Raw genomic sequence first — 14,544 nt, 5'->3', positions numbered from 1 at the left:
CCCGCCTCCCACTTGCCGCCCCGCCCCCCCCCCCCCCGGCCCCCCCCCCCCTGGCCCGGGGTGGGTGTTGTGGGTTGGGGGCACAACCCCCACCCCCCCCCCCACGACCCACCCGACCCACACGTGAAGTGAGCCTCTATGACCACCTTTGACGCCTCCGCCGACGCCACCGGCCTCGGTGAGATCGAAGTCGGCGCCGCCCGCATCAACGTCGACGACAAGCGGATGATCAACGCCCGCGCCGACGTCAACCAGCTGCTGCCGATGAAGTACACCTGGGCCTGGGAGAAGTACCTCGCCGGCTGCAACAACCACTGGATGCCGACCGAGGTCGCCATGCAGGCCGACATCGCGCTGTGGAAGTCGCCCGACGGCCTCACCGAGGACGAGCGCACCATGCTCAAGCGCAACCTCGGCTTCTTCGCCACCGCGGAATCCTTGGTGGCCAACAACATCGTGCTCGCGGTGTACCGGCAGATCACCAACCCCGAATGCCGCCAGTACCTGCTGCGCCAGGCGTTCGAGGAAGCCGTGCACACGCACACCTTCCAGTACATCTGCGAGAGCCTCGGCCTGGTCGAGGGCGAGCTGTTCAACATGTACCGCGAGGTCCCGTCCATTTCGGACAAGGACGCGTGGGCGCTGAAGTACACGCAGAACCTGGAGAACCCGGACTTCGAGACCGGCACCCCGGAAGCCGACCAGAACTTCCTTCGTGACCTCGTCGCGTTCTACGTGATCTTCGAGGGCATGTGGTTCTACACCGGTTTCGCGCAGATCCTCTCGCTCGGCCGCCGGAACAAGATGATCGGTATCGCCGAGCAGTACCAGTACATCCTGCGCGACGAGTCGATTCACCTGAACTTCGGCATCGACTGCATCAACCAGATCAAGATCGAGAACCCGCACCTGTGGACCGAGGAGTTCCAGGCGGAGATCCGGACGATGCTGACCGAGGCTTGCGAGCTCGAGGTCGCCTACGCCCGCGACACCATGCCGCGCGGCATGCTCGGGCTCTCGGCCGAGCTGATCGAGCAGTACATGCACTTCATCACCGACCGCCGGGCGCAGCAGATCGGCCTCGCGCCGATCTTCGGCGAGACGGAGAACCCGTTCCCGTGGATGTCGGAGGCGATGGACCTCAAGAAGGAGAAGAACTTCTTCGAGACCCGCGTCATCGAGTACCAGTCCGGTGGCGCCCTCGACTGGGACTGAACCCGTAACTCGCGTGATCAGACACGTAACTCGCGTGTCTGGAGACGAAACTCGTGTGTTTCGCCTCCGGACACGCGAGTTCGCCGTCTGATCACGTGAGTTACGCCTCCAATCACGCGAGACCCGAGTTCGGTACGCTCCGGAGTGCTACTGGTTCGCCCGGCCTCCCAGGCCGGTCGAGGTAACAGGGAACCCGGTGCGAATCCGGGACTGCCCCGCAGCGGTATGTGGGAACGAAAGCCGTCACCGTGCGAGACACGGTAAAGCACTGGGACATGGCGCCCCGGGAAGCGACGGCCGGTAGGAGCGAGCGAGCCGCCCACGAGTCCGAAGACCTGCCCGTGGTACGCGCGCCGACGGCGTGCGTGAGTCCGGGCCTCGTGGGATGGGCACGACCGAACGGCGGTCACTCCTGCGCGCGCTCCTGGCTCTCACGACAAGCTCGCGAGGAGAGAGCTGTGACCGAAATCGGCACGACAGTGCTGGGCTACCCCCGGATCGGACCCGACAGGGAACTCAAGCGTTCACTCGAACGCTATTGGGCGGGCAAGATCGACGAGGCCGAACTGCTGGGCACCGGCCGCGCGCTGCGCACCCGGGCCTGGCGGGAACTCAAGGACGCGGGGCTGGATTCCGTCCCCTCCAACACCTTCTCCCACTACGACCAGGTGCTCGACACCACCGAGCTGTTCGGAGCGCTGCCGGAGCGTTTCACGTCGCTCAGGCTCTCGCCGCTCGACACCTACTTCGCCGCCGCGCGCGGGGTGCAGGACGCGCCGGCGATGGAAATGACGAAGTGGTTCGACACGAACTACCACTACATCGTCCCCGAACTCGGCCCGGACACGGCGTTCTCGCTCACCGGCACCAAGCCGCTCGACGAGTACCGCGAAGCCCGCGCGATCGGCGTCGAGACCCGGCCGGTGCTGGTGGGCCCGGTGACGTTCCTGCTGCTCGCGAAGCCGGCCGAGGCGGCTCCCGAGGGCTTCCGCCCGCTTGATCTGCTCGACAGTCTCCTCGACGGCTACGTCGAGCTGTTACGGCGTCTGCACGACGAAGGCGTCGAGTGGGTCCAGCTCGACGAGCCCGCCTTCGCCGCGGATCGCAGCGAGCGCGAGCTCAACGCGCTCATCCGCGCCTACCACCGGCTCGCCAAGGAGACCGTGCGGCCGAAGATCCTGGTCGCCGGGTACTTCGGCGGACTCGGGCGTGGCCTTGGCGTACTCGCCCGCTCCCCGATCGACGCCATCGCCGTCGACCTCGTCACCGATGAGTCCTTTGTGGACGCCGTCGCCGCCGAACCCGCCTTGCGGGACAAGGAGGTTCTGGCCGGCGTCGTGGACGGCCGTAACGTCTGGCGCACCGATCCGACCCGCGCGCTCAGCCGGGCGGCGACCCTGCTCGGCGTCGCGAGGACGGTCAGCGTGTCGACGTCCTGCTCGTTGCTGCACGTGCCCTACGACGTCGAGCGGGAGGACGGGCTTCACCCGCGCCTGAAGGGCTGGCTCGCCTTCGCCAGGCAGAAGGTCGACGAGGTCGTCTTGCTCGGGCGCGCGATGAAGGAAGACGGCGTCGACCTCTCTGCCGCTCGTGCCTCGGCCACGGATCGCGCGACGGCGGCCGATCTGGCCGACAGCGGGGTCCGTGCGCGGCTGGAGGCGTTGCGGCCGGAAGACACCGTCCGCTCCCCCTACGCCGAGCGCGCGACTGCCCAACAGGCAGCGCTGGATCTGCCGCCATTGCCGAGCACGACCATCGGCTCGTTCCCGCAGACCACCGACGTCCGCAAGGCACGCGCCGCGCACAAGGCGGGTTCGCTGGACGACGCGGGCTACGAAGCCGCGATGAAGGCGGAGATCGAGCGCGTCATCCGGCTGCAGGAGGACCTCGGCCTGGACGTGCTGGTGCACGGCGAGCCCGAACGCAACGACATGGTGCAGTACTTCGCCGAGCGGCTGGCCGGGTTCGCGGCCACGGACTTCGGCTGGGTGCAGTCCTACGGTTCGCGGTGTGTCCGGCCGCCGATCCTGTACGGCGACGTCTCACGTCCGGAGCCGATGACCGTCGAGTGGGCGCGCTACGCGCAGGGCCTGACCGGCAAACCCGTCAAGGGGATGCTGACCGGGCCGGTGACGATCCTGGCTTGGTCGTTCGTCCGCGACGATCAGCCACTGGGCGAGACCGCCCGTCAAGTGGCGCTGGCCATCCGCGACGAGGTGCATGACCTGCTGGAGGCGGGCATCCGCGTCATCCAGGTGGACGAGCCGGCGCTGCGGGAGCTGCTCCCGCTGCGCGCTGCGGCGCACGAGGCGTACTTCGCGTGGGCGGTTTCGTCGTTCCGGCTGGCGACATCCGGGATCGACGACGCCACCCAGATACACACGCATATGTGCTACTCCGAGTTCGGTGACGTGGTCAAGGCGATCGACGCGCTCGACGCCGACGTCACCAGCATCGAGGCCGCGCGGTCGAAGATGGAGGTCGTCACCGATCTCGGCGCGGCGGGCTTCGGCCGCGGCGTCGGGCCGGGCGTCTACGACATTCATTCGCCGCGTGTCCCCGGCGTCGACGAGGTCAGCGGGCTGCTGCGGACCGCCGTCGGCGCCGTGCCCGCCGAGCGGATCTGGGTCAACCCGGACTGCGGCCTGAAGACCCGCGGCTACGCCGAGGTCGAACCGGCACTCCGGAACCTCGTCGAGGCCGCCCACACGGTCCGCGCCGAACTGGGCTGACCGGTCCGTGAAGGCCTCCTTGAGGGACTCTGGGTCCCTCAAGGAGGCCTTCACGGAACTCCGCAGGGGTATTGTCAACTCGTCAATAAGGGTGCGATGGTGGAGCGGTAACCGGTCTCAGCGGGGAGATGGTCACCATGGCGAACGCCGTCGAAAAGGTCACCGGGGCGCTGCGGGAGCGGGTTCCGCCGCTCACCTCGATCCCCCTGCCGCGTTCGGTCGACCAGCGCTGGCTCGGCGCGACCTGGCCGGTCCGCGAACTCGCGCCCGCGCCGCCGGGCCTCAAACCCGTCCTCGGCGACGAAGGCCCGCCGGTCGTCGGGCACGCGCTGGACTTCATGCGCTTCGGCATCGAGTTCGGCCTCAAACGCTACGAGACCTACGGCCCGGTGTCGTGGATGGGCGCGTTCGGGCGCCGCATCGTCACGCTCTCCGGCCCGGAGGCCACGCAGATCGCGTTGGTGAACAAGGACAAGGCCTTCTCCCAGGAGGGCTGGAAGTTCTTCATCGAGCAGTTCTTCGACCGCGGCCTGATGCTGCTCGACTTCGGCGAGCACCACCTGCATCGCCGGATCATGCAGGCGGCCTTCACCCGGCAACGGCTCACCGGTTACGTCGACCAGATGGGACCGGCCCTGCGCGAAGGCATCGCCGCGTGGGCCGACCGGCAGAACCCGCGGATCTACTGGTCCCTCAAACAGCTCACGCTCGACGTCGCGACTCGCGTGTTCATGGGCATGCGGTCCGGCGACGACGCGGCCGCGATCAACCGCGCGTTCGTGAATTCCGTGCGCGCGGGCACGGCCATCGTGCGGTTCCCCGTTCCCGGCGGCCGCTGGGCGGCGGGCTTGCACGGCCGCAAGGTCCTCGAACGCTACTTTTCGGCGAATCTGCCCGCGAAACGGGCGAGCGACGGCGACGACCTCTTCACCGCGTTGTGCCACGCCACCACCGAAGACGGCGATCGCTTCACCGACTCCGACGTCGTCAATCACATGATCTTCCTGATGATGGCCGCGCACGACACGTCGACGATCACCAGCGCCGCCGCCGTCTACCACCTCGCCAAGAACCCCGAGTGGCAGGAACGCGCGCGCCAGGAGTCCCTCGCGCTCGGCGACGACGTGCCGGACATCGAGGCGCTGGAGACCCTGACGACGCTGGACCTGGTGATCAAGGAAGCCCTGCGGCTGGTGGCCCCGGTTCCTTCCCTGGCAAGGAAGACCGTGAAGGACACCGAGGTTCTCGGGCATTTCATTCCCGAAGGGACACTCGTCGGGGTCTCTCCGACCGTCAACCATTTCTCGCCGGAGCACTGGACCGACCCGATGCGGTTCGACCCGGACCGCTTCGGGGAGGACCGTCGTGAGGACAAGTCGCACCGCTACGCGTGGATGCCGTTCGGCGGCGGCGCGCACAAGTGCATCGGCCTGCATTTCGGGACGTTCGAGGTGAAGGCGCTGCTGCACGAGATGCTGCGGGCGTATCGGTGGTCGGTCCCGGAGGGCTACACCGCGCGCTGGGACTACGTCTCGCTGCCCGTTCCGGCGGACGGCCTTCCGATCCACCTGACGCCTCGGTGAAACGATGCCCACGATCGAGCACTCTTGGTAACTTCCGGTCACCACTCGTGTAGCAGTGATCACCCTTTCAGCCGGTAGACACCCCGGATCGCGCATGGTGCCGTGGCACTACACCCGGTCGGCTCATACCTAGTGTGGGTCCGTGGGCTCGGACACCCGGTCTGAGCTGGCCATCAACCGCGCATGAAGAGGTGAAGTGTGCCCGAACCTGGTTCCGCGCCAGGGTTGGTGGACGTGGCCCGGAGATGGGCCGAGACGCTCGCTGACACTAAAGGAGTATCGCTTCCCAAGGAGCAACTCGAACGGTTCCTGCTCGGCGTCGCCCAGGACGCCGTCCGCGCCGAGCCCGATCACCAGCCCGCTCTGCTGCGCTTCTCCAAGCTCTACTCCGCCTCCCCCATCGGGATCGCGCTCGCCGACTCCGACGGCTCGATCGTCGAGGCGAACACCGCGCTCGGCACGCTCCTCGGCTGCCGCCCCGCCGCGCTGCGCGGGCGGAAGATCCCCGATCTCGGCTCCGCCGACCACGACGTCGCCCGTTTGCGGAACGGGCTCTCGCAGCTGATGACGCTCGGCCAGCCGACGCAGCAGGAACGGCTGCTGATGGACCACAGCGAGGAAGGCCCGCTCTGGGTCGACGTGACCCTGACCGACCTTCCCGGTGACCGGCCCGGTTCGGCCTATCCGGTCCTGATGGTCTCCGACGCCAACGAGATCCACCTTCTGCAGGAACAGCTGCTGCACCAGAACGTGCACGACCCGCTGACCGGTCTGCCCAACGCCACCGCGTTCGGCAACGCGCTCGAAGCCGCGCTGGCCGGTTCCGGCGGTGAGCAGGTCGCCCTCGTCTATCTCGACGTCGACGGCTTCAAGGTGATCAACGACGGGCTCGGCGCGGGCATCGGTGACCAGGTGCTGCGCGGGGTCGCGACGAAGCTCCAGTCCGTGTTCGCCGGCAGGCACGACGGTTCGGTCGCCCGGCTGTCCGGCGACGGGTTCGCCGTCCTGCTGCGCGGCGAGTTCACGCCGCCCCAGGTGATCGCCCTGGTCGAGCAGGCGCTGGAGGAACTCGCCGAGCCGATCTACCTCGGCGGGCACGGGATCGGGGTCAGCGCGAGCGCGGGCATCGTCGTCCGCGCGGTCGCCGACGGCGGCCCCGAAGACCTGCTGCGGGCCGCGGAAATCGCCCTGCACCGCGCCAAGGAGGCCGGCAAGGCGCAGTGGATGCTGTTCGATCCGGAACTCGACGCACGTGACCGCGGCCGCTACCAGCTCGGCGCGGTCATCGCGGGCGCGCTGGAGAACGGCGAGTTCTCGCTGATCTACCAGCCGACGGTGAAACTCGCGAATCCCGACCAGCTGGCCGCCGTCAACGCCGGGCTGCGCTGGAGCCATCCGGAGAAGGGCGAACTGGACTCCGGCGAGTTCTACCCGCTCGCGCAGATCACCGGGATGACCATCCCGCTCGGCCGGTGGCTGCTGGCCGAATCGCTCGCCGCCACCGCACGGTGGCGCAGCAGGTTCGGCGACGCCGCCCCCGACGTCTGCGTGCGGCTGCCGAACCGGCTGGCCATCGAGCCCGATCTGGTCCTGCTGGTCAAGGAACAGCTCGACCGGCACAACCTGCCCGCACAGGCGCTGCGGCTGTGCACGGACCGCGAGTCCGTGCTCGACTCGAGCGGCGAAGTGCTCGACTCCTTCGCCGTACTGGCCGATCTGGGTGCCCAGCTGGTGCTGACCATCTCCGGCTCGGACGATCTGGAGCTGATCCCCCGGCACGGGCTGCCCGTCCGCCACGTGATCCTGTCCGGCGCGGTCGTCGACGCGCTCGCCCACGGCGAGAACGAGGCCGACGTCCGCCACCTGTGCCAGCTGGTCGCCAGGGCCAAGGAGCTGAAACTGCGCATCGGCGCGGAAGGCGTCCACACCCACGAACAGGCCGAACGGCTGCGGCGGTACGGCGTCCTCGCGGCGCGTGGTTCGTTCGTCGCGGATTCCGCGACCGGGGACGAGGTCGACGAGCTGATCGAACGCCACGCCCATTGAGGTGGCAGGATCGGGCCATGGACCAAGGTGACATCGCCCCGGATTTCACGCTGCCCGACGACAAGGGCGAGGAGCGCACGCTGTCGGACTTCCTCTCGTCCGGCCCCGTGGTGCTGTTCTTCTACCCCGCCGCGATGACCAGCGGCTGCACCGCGGAAAGCTGCCACTTCCGCGACCTGGCCGCGGAATTCGCCGAGCTGGGCGCGCACCGCGTCGGCATCAGCCCGGACGCCGTCGCCAAACAGCAGGAGTTCTCCGCCAAACACGGCTTCGACTATCCCCTGCTGTCCGATGTGGACGGTGTGGTGGCGAAACAGTTCGGCGTATGGCGCAAATTCAGCCCGCTGCACGCCAAACGGCACACCTTCGTCATCGACACCGACCGCAAGGTGCTCGAAGTGATCAAGAGCGAGCTGAAGTTCACCGTGCACGCCGACAAGGCGCTCGCGGCCCTACGCGAACGCAAGACTAAGGACGCTTGAGCCGCCAGATCCTGGTGACACCCGCGCAGGCGGGGGCGAGCGGCGGTTCGGCGGCCTCGTCGCCGATCATCGTGAACCCCAGCCGCGCGGGCACGGCACCGCTCGCGAGGTTCTTCTCGTCGTGCCGGATCTCGACCTCCTGTGCGCCCAGCCGGAAAGCCTCGTCGGCCAGGAGCTTCGCGGCCCTCGTCGCGAAGCCTCGACCGGCGTGGTGCTTGCCGAGCCAGTAGCCGATCTCGATCCGGTCGGGATGCGTGATCATGCCCGTACCGCCGACGAGGTCGTCCGCCGCGAAGATCGCGAAGTCGTAGGTCTTGCCTTCGGCCCAGTTCTTCGCGGTGTGCTCGAGGAAGTCGGCGGCTTCGCGACGACCGTATCCGTAGGTCGCCCAGATCATCCAGGCGCCGAGATGCGCGGCGGAATCCCCCGCGACGGCGGCGAGGGTTTCGAGCTGCTCCGGCTGCCAGCGGCGCAGCGTGACGACGTCGTCGGCGAGGGTCTCCGCGGGCGCTTCCATCAGGCTCCTCGTGAGTGGTAAGGCGGTTCTATTGAGGGGTAAGTCAAACGTGGCGTGGGCCCTCTTCACTGACGTCAAAGCGCCGCTGAGTGTCCACAAGGGACAGTTTTCGACTGCGCGGTGTCCGGTTTATAGCTATATGTACGATCCTGGTCGAGGTCGTGAGTGATAATGAGGGTTAGAACCCTCTTTGCCACTCACGACCCCCTTGCGACACCGTGCAGACTACCCAAATCGGACACTTGTGGCTCGAAAAGTGTCCCTTGTGGACATTCGTGGCGCGGTCGGCCCTCGTCGGCCAGTGCGGACCAAGGCCGCAAAGGGTGCGCAGCACGCCATATTTGACTTGCCCCTCAATAACCCGAAACGCCACTCACGACCCGCGCTTGACCAGGGACCGAAGGCTCCTTTTACCGCATTAGACGCGGCGAAGGGAGCCTTCATCCCACCATCGACCCGCCCGGGAACATGACACGTTTGCCCTTCGGCTCAGTAACCGTCCTTACCACTCACGAGGCCGGAAATCAGGTCAAAATCGCGCTGTCCGGGATCTCCGTGTCGTTCTTCAACGCGTCGAAGAGCAGCTTCGACTTCGTCTTGTCCCAGTTCTCCGCCGAACCGTTGGTCACCGGCACCGTCGTGGTGACGACACCACCCGACGAGATCCCGCGCATCGCCAGCGCCAGCCCGACCAGGTTGTGCACGTGGTCGCCCGAATCCATCGTCAGCGCGTCCGGCGCGGTCGACAGCAGGGGGAACAGCGAGAACGGGTTCAGCAGGGTGCCGGGGCTGCCGATCTCACTGACCATCGCGCCGATGAACTTGCGCTGGTTGGCGACGCGATCGAGGTCCGAACGCGGGGTGGCGTCGCTGTGCCGCATGCGGACGAACCCGAGCGCCTGCGGACCCTGGAGGTCCTGGCAACCCGCCGGGATCTTGATCCCGGTCATGGTGTCCTCCATCGGCTTTTCGACGCACATGTGGACCCCGCCGATCGCGTCGACGATCTTCGCGAAGCCGCCGAAGCCGATCTCGGCGTAGTGGTCGATGTGCAGGCCGGTGGCGCCTTCGACGGTCTGCGCGAGCAGCGTCGGGCCCCCGATCGAGAACGCCGCGTTGATCTTGTTCTTGCCGTGTCCCGGGATGGCCACCTGCGAGTCGCGCGGGAGGCTCAGCAGCGTCGGTTTGGTGCTGTTGTCCGGGATGTGCGCGATCATGATGGTGTCGGTCCGCTTGCCACCGCCGGCGGCCTTGGTGTCGCCGGTGACCAGCTTCTCCTGCTCTTCGGGCGTCAGCCCGTCCCGGCTGTCGGAGCCGACGATCAGCCAGTTGGTGCCCTCGGCCGCGACGGGACGGCCGGAGTAGTCGGCCAACGCGTCGACGCGGTTGATCGAGAACTCCAGGTACACCCACACGCCGGCGAGGAAGACCACGAACACGGTCAGCAACGTGAGCAGCACCTTGCCGAAACCCCAGCGCTTACGCCGCCGCGGCGGGCGCGCGTCGTCCATCGGGCGGCCGGGAGGGGGTTGCGGCGGGCCTGGACGGCGCGGAGGCGGGCCCGCGGGGCGCTCCTGGCCTCCGTGCCCCATGGGCGTCGTCCGCTCGTCGTACGGGCTGCTCCCCCGGCCCGGCAGCGGCATCATCTGCGCGGGCTGATGCCGCCGGGGGCGGCCGGACGGCGGCCGTTGTGGCGGCAGCCGTCGCCCTCGGTCGTCGCCTCCATACGTCATGCCGAATCACCCGTCCCGATCTCGCGTGTAGGGCCCAGTCAACCGCAGACCCTAGGTGAAGGACGTCCGGCACCCCGCATCGGTTGGGTGGTGCTCACTGTCCGGTTTCGGCGAATCCGAACTGGTGGACCTTGAGATACCCCGAACGGAACCCCGCTTCGGAGTACGCCAGGTAGAACTCCCACATCCGCTTGAAGACGTCGTCGAAGCCCAGTTCGGTGATCTCGCCCCACCGCTGGGTGAATCTCTCCCGCCACAGCCGCAACGTCCGGGCGTAGTCGTGGCCGAACTCGCGCACCCCCTCCAGCCGCAGCCGCGCGTGCTCCAGCAGCCCCTGTTCGACGGAGGTGGTCGACGGGATGAGCCCGCCTGGGAAGATGTACTTGTGCATCCAGGTGTACGAACGGCCCGCGGCGAGCATGCGCTCGTGGTCCATGGTGATGGCCTGGAGCCCCAGCCTGCCGCCCGGCTTCAGCCGCTTCCCGATGGTCTCGAAGAACGTCGGCCAGTACGCCTCCCCGACCGCTTCGATCATCTCGACGCTCACCACGGCGTCGTACTCACCGGTCGAATCGCGGTAGTCGCACAGCCGGACGTCGACGCGGTCGGCGAAACCCGCCGCCGCGATGCGTTCGGTCGCCAGCTTCGCCTGCTCCTCGGAAATGGTCAGCGACGTGACCGTGGCCCCGCGCGCGGCGGCCCGGATCGAGAGTTCGCCCCAGCCGGTGCCGATCTCGAGCACCGTGCTGCCTTCGCGGACCCCTGCGTAGTCGAGGACGCTGTCGATCTTGCGGTGCTGGGCGGCGGTGAGGTCGTCGTCCGGGCCGAACAACGCCGACGAATACATCATCGACGGGTCCAGGAACGCGCCGAACAGTTCGTTGGACAGGTCGTAGTGACGATGGATGTTCGCCCGGGCGCCCTCGACGGTGTTCTCCTCGCCGTCCGGGTGGCCGCGGTCGACGAAGCGGCGGAACCGTTGCAGCAGCGGCGGGATGAGCGTCGCCATCCGCTCCGCGAACGGGGTCAGCACCTCGGCGAGCGCGTCGCTCGTCCAGTCACCGACCATGTAGGCCTCACCGAAGCCGATCTTCGCGTCCACACCGAGGCGGTGGAAGAAGGCGGCGGGACGGTCGAGCCGCATCTCCGGCGCGTCCGGGCCGCCCGCGCCCAGCTGTGAGCCGTCGGGCATGCGCACGCGGACGTTCAACGGGCGCACCGCGTGCCGGAACAACTGCTCGGCGATCCGCGCGCGGAACGGGGAATGCGGCGGGGTGGCCAATCCCGGCCACCGGTTCTCGTCAGGGACGGACGGACCGGCCGTCCGATCGACGCTCGACGTGGACATGAGTACTCCCTCCCGCCCGGTCTAGACCGGGATCCGCAACCGCTCCGAGCTGGGCCGGCCCCAGGCCCCGCTCAGCGTTTCGTCAGTGCCCCCGGCTTCGATCAGCTCGAGTGTGAATGCCCGTACGAGACGGTTCCAGACGCGAGACCTCCGCAGCATCGCGTGCCCTTCGCCACCGATTTCAAACCGCGCCGACCGCGATGTCACCTTTTCGGCACGTTCGGCGAAAGCGTGTGACGCCACCGGATCGGTCATCCGGTCCTTGGTCCCGTGCGCGATGAGCACGGCGCGGCCGCCGACGGCGTCGATGGGTTCACCCGGCGGTGTCCACGGCGCCAGTGCGCAGACGCCGATGACGGCCGGATCGTCGGCGACGCGCAGGCCGACCCGGCCCCCCATCGAATGGCCGACGAGGATCACCGGTACGCCGGGGTGATCGTCGTGGATCCGGTGCAAAGCCCAGCGCGCGTCGGCGAGCGCGTCGGTGCCGTGGTCGTTCCAGCCGTAGATCCGGTTGCGCAGGAGCCGCACCTCGACCCCGTGCTCCCGGCCCGCCCGGTGGACGTCCTTCGCCAGCGGCACCATCCGCTGGTACGCCAGCCGCCACGGCGCCACGCGGGCATGACTGTGCTCCGCGCCGCCGTGCAGTACCAGCACCACGGCTTTCACCTGGCCGCGTGCTCGCCACGTCCGCACCGCGGGATCAGCCTCGCTCACCCTGGACCCTCCAGTCTCCGAAACCCCGGCCGCAGTGATCGGGTCAACCTCGATCATGACCCGATGTATTCCACTTCGGCCATTGGTCCACGCGATACATTCGTCGCTGATCTCCAGACGGAAGGGCGGATGTGGTGAGCACCACCGAACGTTGTACGGACGTCGCCGAACGGCTCGCGGAGGCCGAACGGGGTAACGCGGAGCAGATCCGGAAATCGGCCGAGCTGATCCTGGGGGTCATCCGGGCCGACGCCCTGGTGTTCACCGCCGGGGCCGGTCATTCGCTGGCCGCGGTCGCCGAGACCTTCTACCGCGCGGGCGGGCTCGCCTGCGTCTACCCGGTCTACCACCCCGAACTGCTGCCGCTGCACGGCGCGCGGCACAGCACCAAGACCGAGCGCCGCTCCGGGCTCGCCGAAGAGGTGCTGGCCGAGCGCGCCCCGGGGCCGGACGACCTGCTGGTGGTGTTCTCGACTTCGGGGGTCAACCCGTATCCGGTCGAGCTGGCCGCCGGGGCGCGGAAGCGCGGGGCGTCGGTCATCGCGGTGAGTTCGGCCGCTTCCGTGGCCGCGGCGCCCAAACGCGCGGCCACGACGCTGATCGAAGAGGCGAACATCGTGCTCGACTCCCACGTCCGTCCCGGCGACTCGAGCTACCCGCCGGACGCGCCGCGGACCGCGCCACTGTCCACCGTGATCAACGCGTTCCTCTGGAACCTCGTGCTGGCCGAGGTCGTGGACCTCGGTGCGGCGCAGGGCGTCGACATCCCGCTGTGGCGCAGTTCCAACGTGGACGGTGGCGACGAGGCCAACGCCGCGCTGCTGGCCAAGTACGGCGCGCGGGTCCCCGCTCTCCGCTAGCTCCTCCACCGCGTGGGCGAGTTCCTTGACTCGTCCACGCGGGCCTTCTACGGTCACATACCGACCAGTCGGTTTCCGCAGGAGGTCCGTGCCATGACCGAGATCCACGGCGAGTGCGCGGCGGGCTTCGAACCCGTCCGCGCCGCCTTCGAAGAGAACTTCGCCGAACGCGACGAGATCGGCGCCGCGTTCTCGGTGACCCGGCACGGCGAGACCGTGGTCGATCTCTGGGCGGGCTGGGCCGATCCGGACCGGACGACCCCGTGGCGGGCGGACACGCTCACCAACGTCTGGTCGACCACCAAGGGCATGACCGCGCTCTGCGCGCACCACCTCGCCGACGCCGGCCTGCTCGATATCGACGCGCCCGTCGCGAAGTACTGGCCGGAGTTCGCGGCGGCGGGCAAACGGGACATTCCGGTGCGCTGGCTGCTCTCCCATCGTTCCGGCGTGACGGGGATCGGTCTCGACCGGCCGGTGACGGTGCGGGAACTGTACGACTGGGACCACATCACCGGACTGCTCGCCGCGCAGGAGCCGCTCTTCGAACCGGGCACGGCCAGCGGCTACCACGCGCTGTCGTTCGGATTCCTCGTCGGCGAGGTGATCCGCCGGGCGAGCGGGCAGGACGTCCGCGCGTACTTCGCGAAGCACATCGCCGGTCCGCTGGACGTGGATTTCCGGATCGGCCTGGACTCCGACGCCGATCTGGCGCGCTGCTCGACCCTCGTCGAGCCCGTGCTCAGCGACGAGATGCAGACCGCGCTGACCCAGGCGTTCGCCAATGCCGGCCCGGTCGCCCTCGCGGCGCTCGCGAACCCGCGCGTCCAAGGCCGCGACGCCAACGATCCCGAGTGGCGGCGCGCGATCCTGCCCGCGCTGAACGGACACGGCACCGCCAGGGCCATCGCGACCGTCTACGGCGCGCTCGCCTCCGGGCGGCTGCTCTCGGCCGGAGCGCTCGCGACGGCCCGCGAAGGACAGGGCCGCGAGGCCGACGTCGTCGGCGGGCTGGGCAACGAATGGGCGCTGGGGTTCTATCTCGGCAGCGAGGAGCGCGGTTTCGGGCCGAACCCGCGCGCGTTCGGGCACGACGGGTTCGGCGGCTCGTCCGGCGGCGCGGATCCCGAAAGCGGGATCGCCTTCGGCTACACGATGAACCGGATGGGGCCGCTGATGCGGGACGATCCGCGGAAGATGGCGCTGGTGAACGCGACCTTCAGCGCCCTGCGGTCGTGGGGGGGGGGGGGGGGGGGGGGGGGGGAGACCCCCCGCACCCCACCCCCCCCCCCCCCACCGCCCCCCCGCGCC

The 14,544-nt window shown here is 68.7% G+C and carries 11 protein-coding genes and 1 riboswitch; of the genes, 7 read left to right on the top strand and 4 right to left on the bottom strand.

What is annotated here, in order from left to right; all coding sequences use genetic code 11:
* Positions 1 to 138: 138 nt before the first annotated feature.
* The 5 genes from ACIRGA_RS35830 (at position 139) to ACIRGA_RS35810 (ending at position 8,058) form a co-directional block, all read left to right on the top strand.
* Positions 139 to 1,215 carry a ribonucleotide-diphosphate reductase subunit beta gene (locus ACIRGA_RS35830; RefSeq protein ID WP_037344090.1) on the top strand — a complete coding sequence of 359 codons (1,077 nt, stop codon included), beginning with the start codon at positions 139 to 141 and terminating at the stop codon, positions 1,213 to 1,215.
* 134 nt (positions 1,216 to 1,349) lie between these two features.
* A riboswitch (cobalamin riboswitch) is annotated at positions 1,350 to 1,573 on the top strand.
* Positions 1,574 to 1,673: 100 nt separating this feature from the next.
* Positions 1,674 to 3,947, top strand: coding sequence for a 5-methyltetrahydropteroyltriglutamate--homocysteine S-methyltransferase (metE, locus tag ACIRGA_RS35825; protein WP_400950026.1), 2,274 nt, complete (start codon positions 1,674 to 1,676; stop codon positions 3,945 to 3,947).
* A gap of 137 nt (positions 3,948 to 4,084) precedes the next feature.
* Complete coding sequence (locus tag ACIRGA_RS35820; protein ID WP_400950023.1) at positions 4,085 to 5,530, top strand: cytochrome P450; 1,446 nt, start codon at positions 4,085 to 4,087, stop codon at positions 5,528 to 5,530.
* A 234-nt stretch (positions 5,531 to 5,764) separates the two neighbouring features.
* On the top strand, positions 5,765 to 7,576 hold the full coding sequence (locus ACIRGA_RS35815) for a putative bifunctional diguanylate cyclase/phosphodiesterase (protein WP_400950021.1): 1,812 nt from the start codon (positions 5,765 to 5,767) through the stop codon (positions 7,574 to 7,576).
* Between the two features lie 17 nt (positions 7,577 to 7,593).
* Entirely contained in the window at positions 7,594 to 8,058 is a 465-nt protein-coding gene (locus ACIRGA_RS35810) for a peroxiredoxin (protein WP_400950018.1), read from the top strand.
* On the opposite strand, the gene ACIRGA_RS35805 is transcribed toward ACIRGA_RS35810, so the two are convergent.
* From ACIRGA_RS35805 to ACIRGA_RS35790, 4 genes are all read right to left on the bottom strand, one after another.
* Positions 8,045 to 8,575 (bottom strand): GNAT family N-acetyltransferase, encoded by a 531-nt coding sequence (locus tag ACIRGA_RS35805; RefSeq protein WP_400950016.1) that lies wholly within the window; start codon positions 8,573 to 8,575, stop codon positions 8,045 to 8,047. The genes ACIRGA_RS35810 and ACIRGA_RS35805 overlap by 14 nt on opposite strands.
* A 524-nt stretch (positions 8,576 to 9,099) precedes the next feature.
* Positions 9,100 to 10,308, bottom strand: coding sequence for an LCP family protein (locus ACIRGA_RS35800; RefSeq protein ID WP_400950014.1), 1,209 nt, complete (start codon positions 10,306 to 10,308; stop codon positions 9,100 to 9,102).
* Between the two features lie 94 nt (positions 10,309 to 10,402).
* Positions 10,403 to 11,656 carry a class I SAM-dependent methyltransferase gene (locus ACIRGA_RS35795; RefSeq protein ID WP_400950009.1) on the bottom strand — a complete coding sequence of 418 codons (1,254 nt, stop codon included), beginning with the start codon at positions 11,654 to 11,656 and terminating at the stop codon, positions 10,403 to 10,405.
* 21 nt (positions 11,657 to 11,677) lie between these two features.
* On the bottom strand, positions 11,678 to 12,373 hold the full coding sequence (locus ACIRGA_RS35790) for an alpha/beta hydrolase (RefSeq protein WP_400950006.1): 696 nt from the start codon (positions 12,371 to 12,373) through the stop codon (positions 11,678 to 11,680).
* Between the two features lie 131 nt (positions 12,374 to 12,504).
* On the opposite strand from ACIRGA_RS35790, the gene ACIRGA_RS35785 reads away from it, so the two are divergent.
* Positions 12,505 to 13,233 carry a sugar isomerase domain-containing protein gene (locus ACIRGA_RS35785; RefSeq protein ID WP_400950003.1) on the top strand — a complete coding sequence of 243 codons (729 nt, stop codon included), beginning with the start codon at positions 12,505 to 12,507 and terminating at the stop codon, positions 13,231 to 13,233.
* 93 nt (positions 13,234 to 13,326) lie between these two features.
* The coding region (locus ACIRGA_RS35780) for a serine hydrolase domain-containing protein (RefSeq protein ID WP_400949999.1) at positions 13,327 to 14,544 on the top strand (1,218 nt) is incomplete at its 3' end.

The organism is Amycolatopsis sp. NPDC102389, from assembly GCF_044765885.1.
GTDB lineage: Bacteria > Actinomycetota > Actinomycetes > Mycobacteriales > Pseudonocardiaceae > Amycolatopsis.
This window is presented reverse-complemented; position numbering and strand designations above follow the sequence as displayed.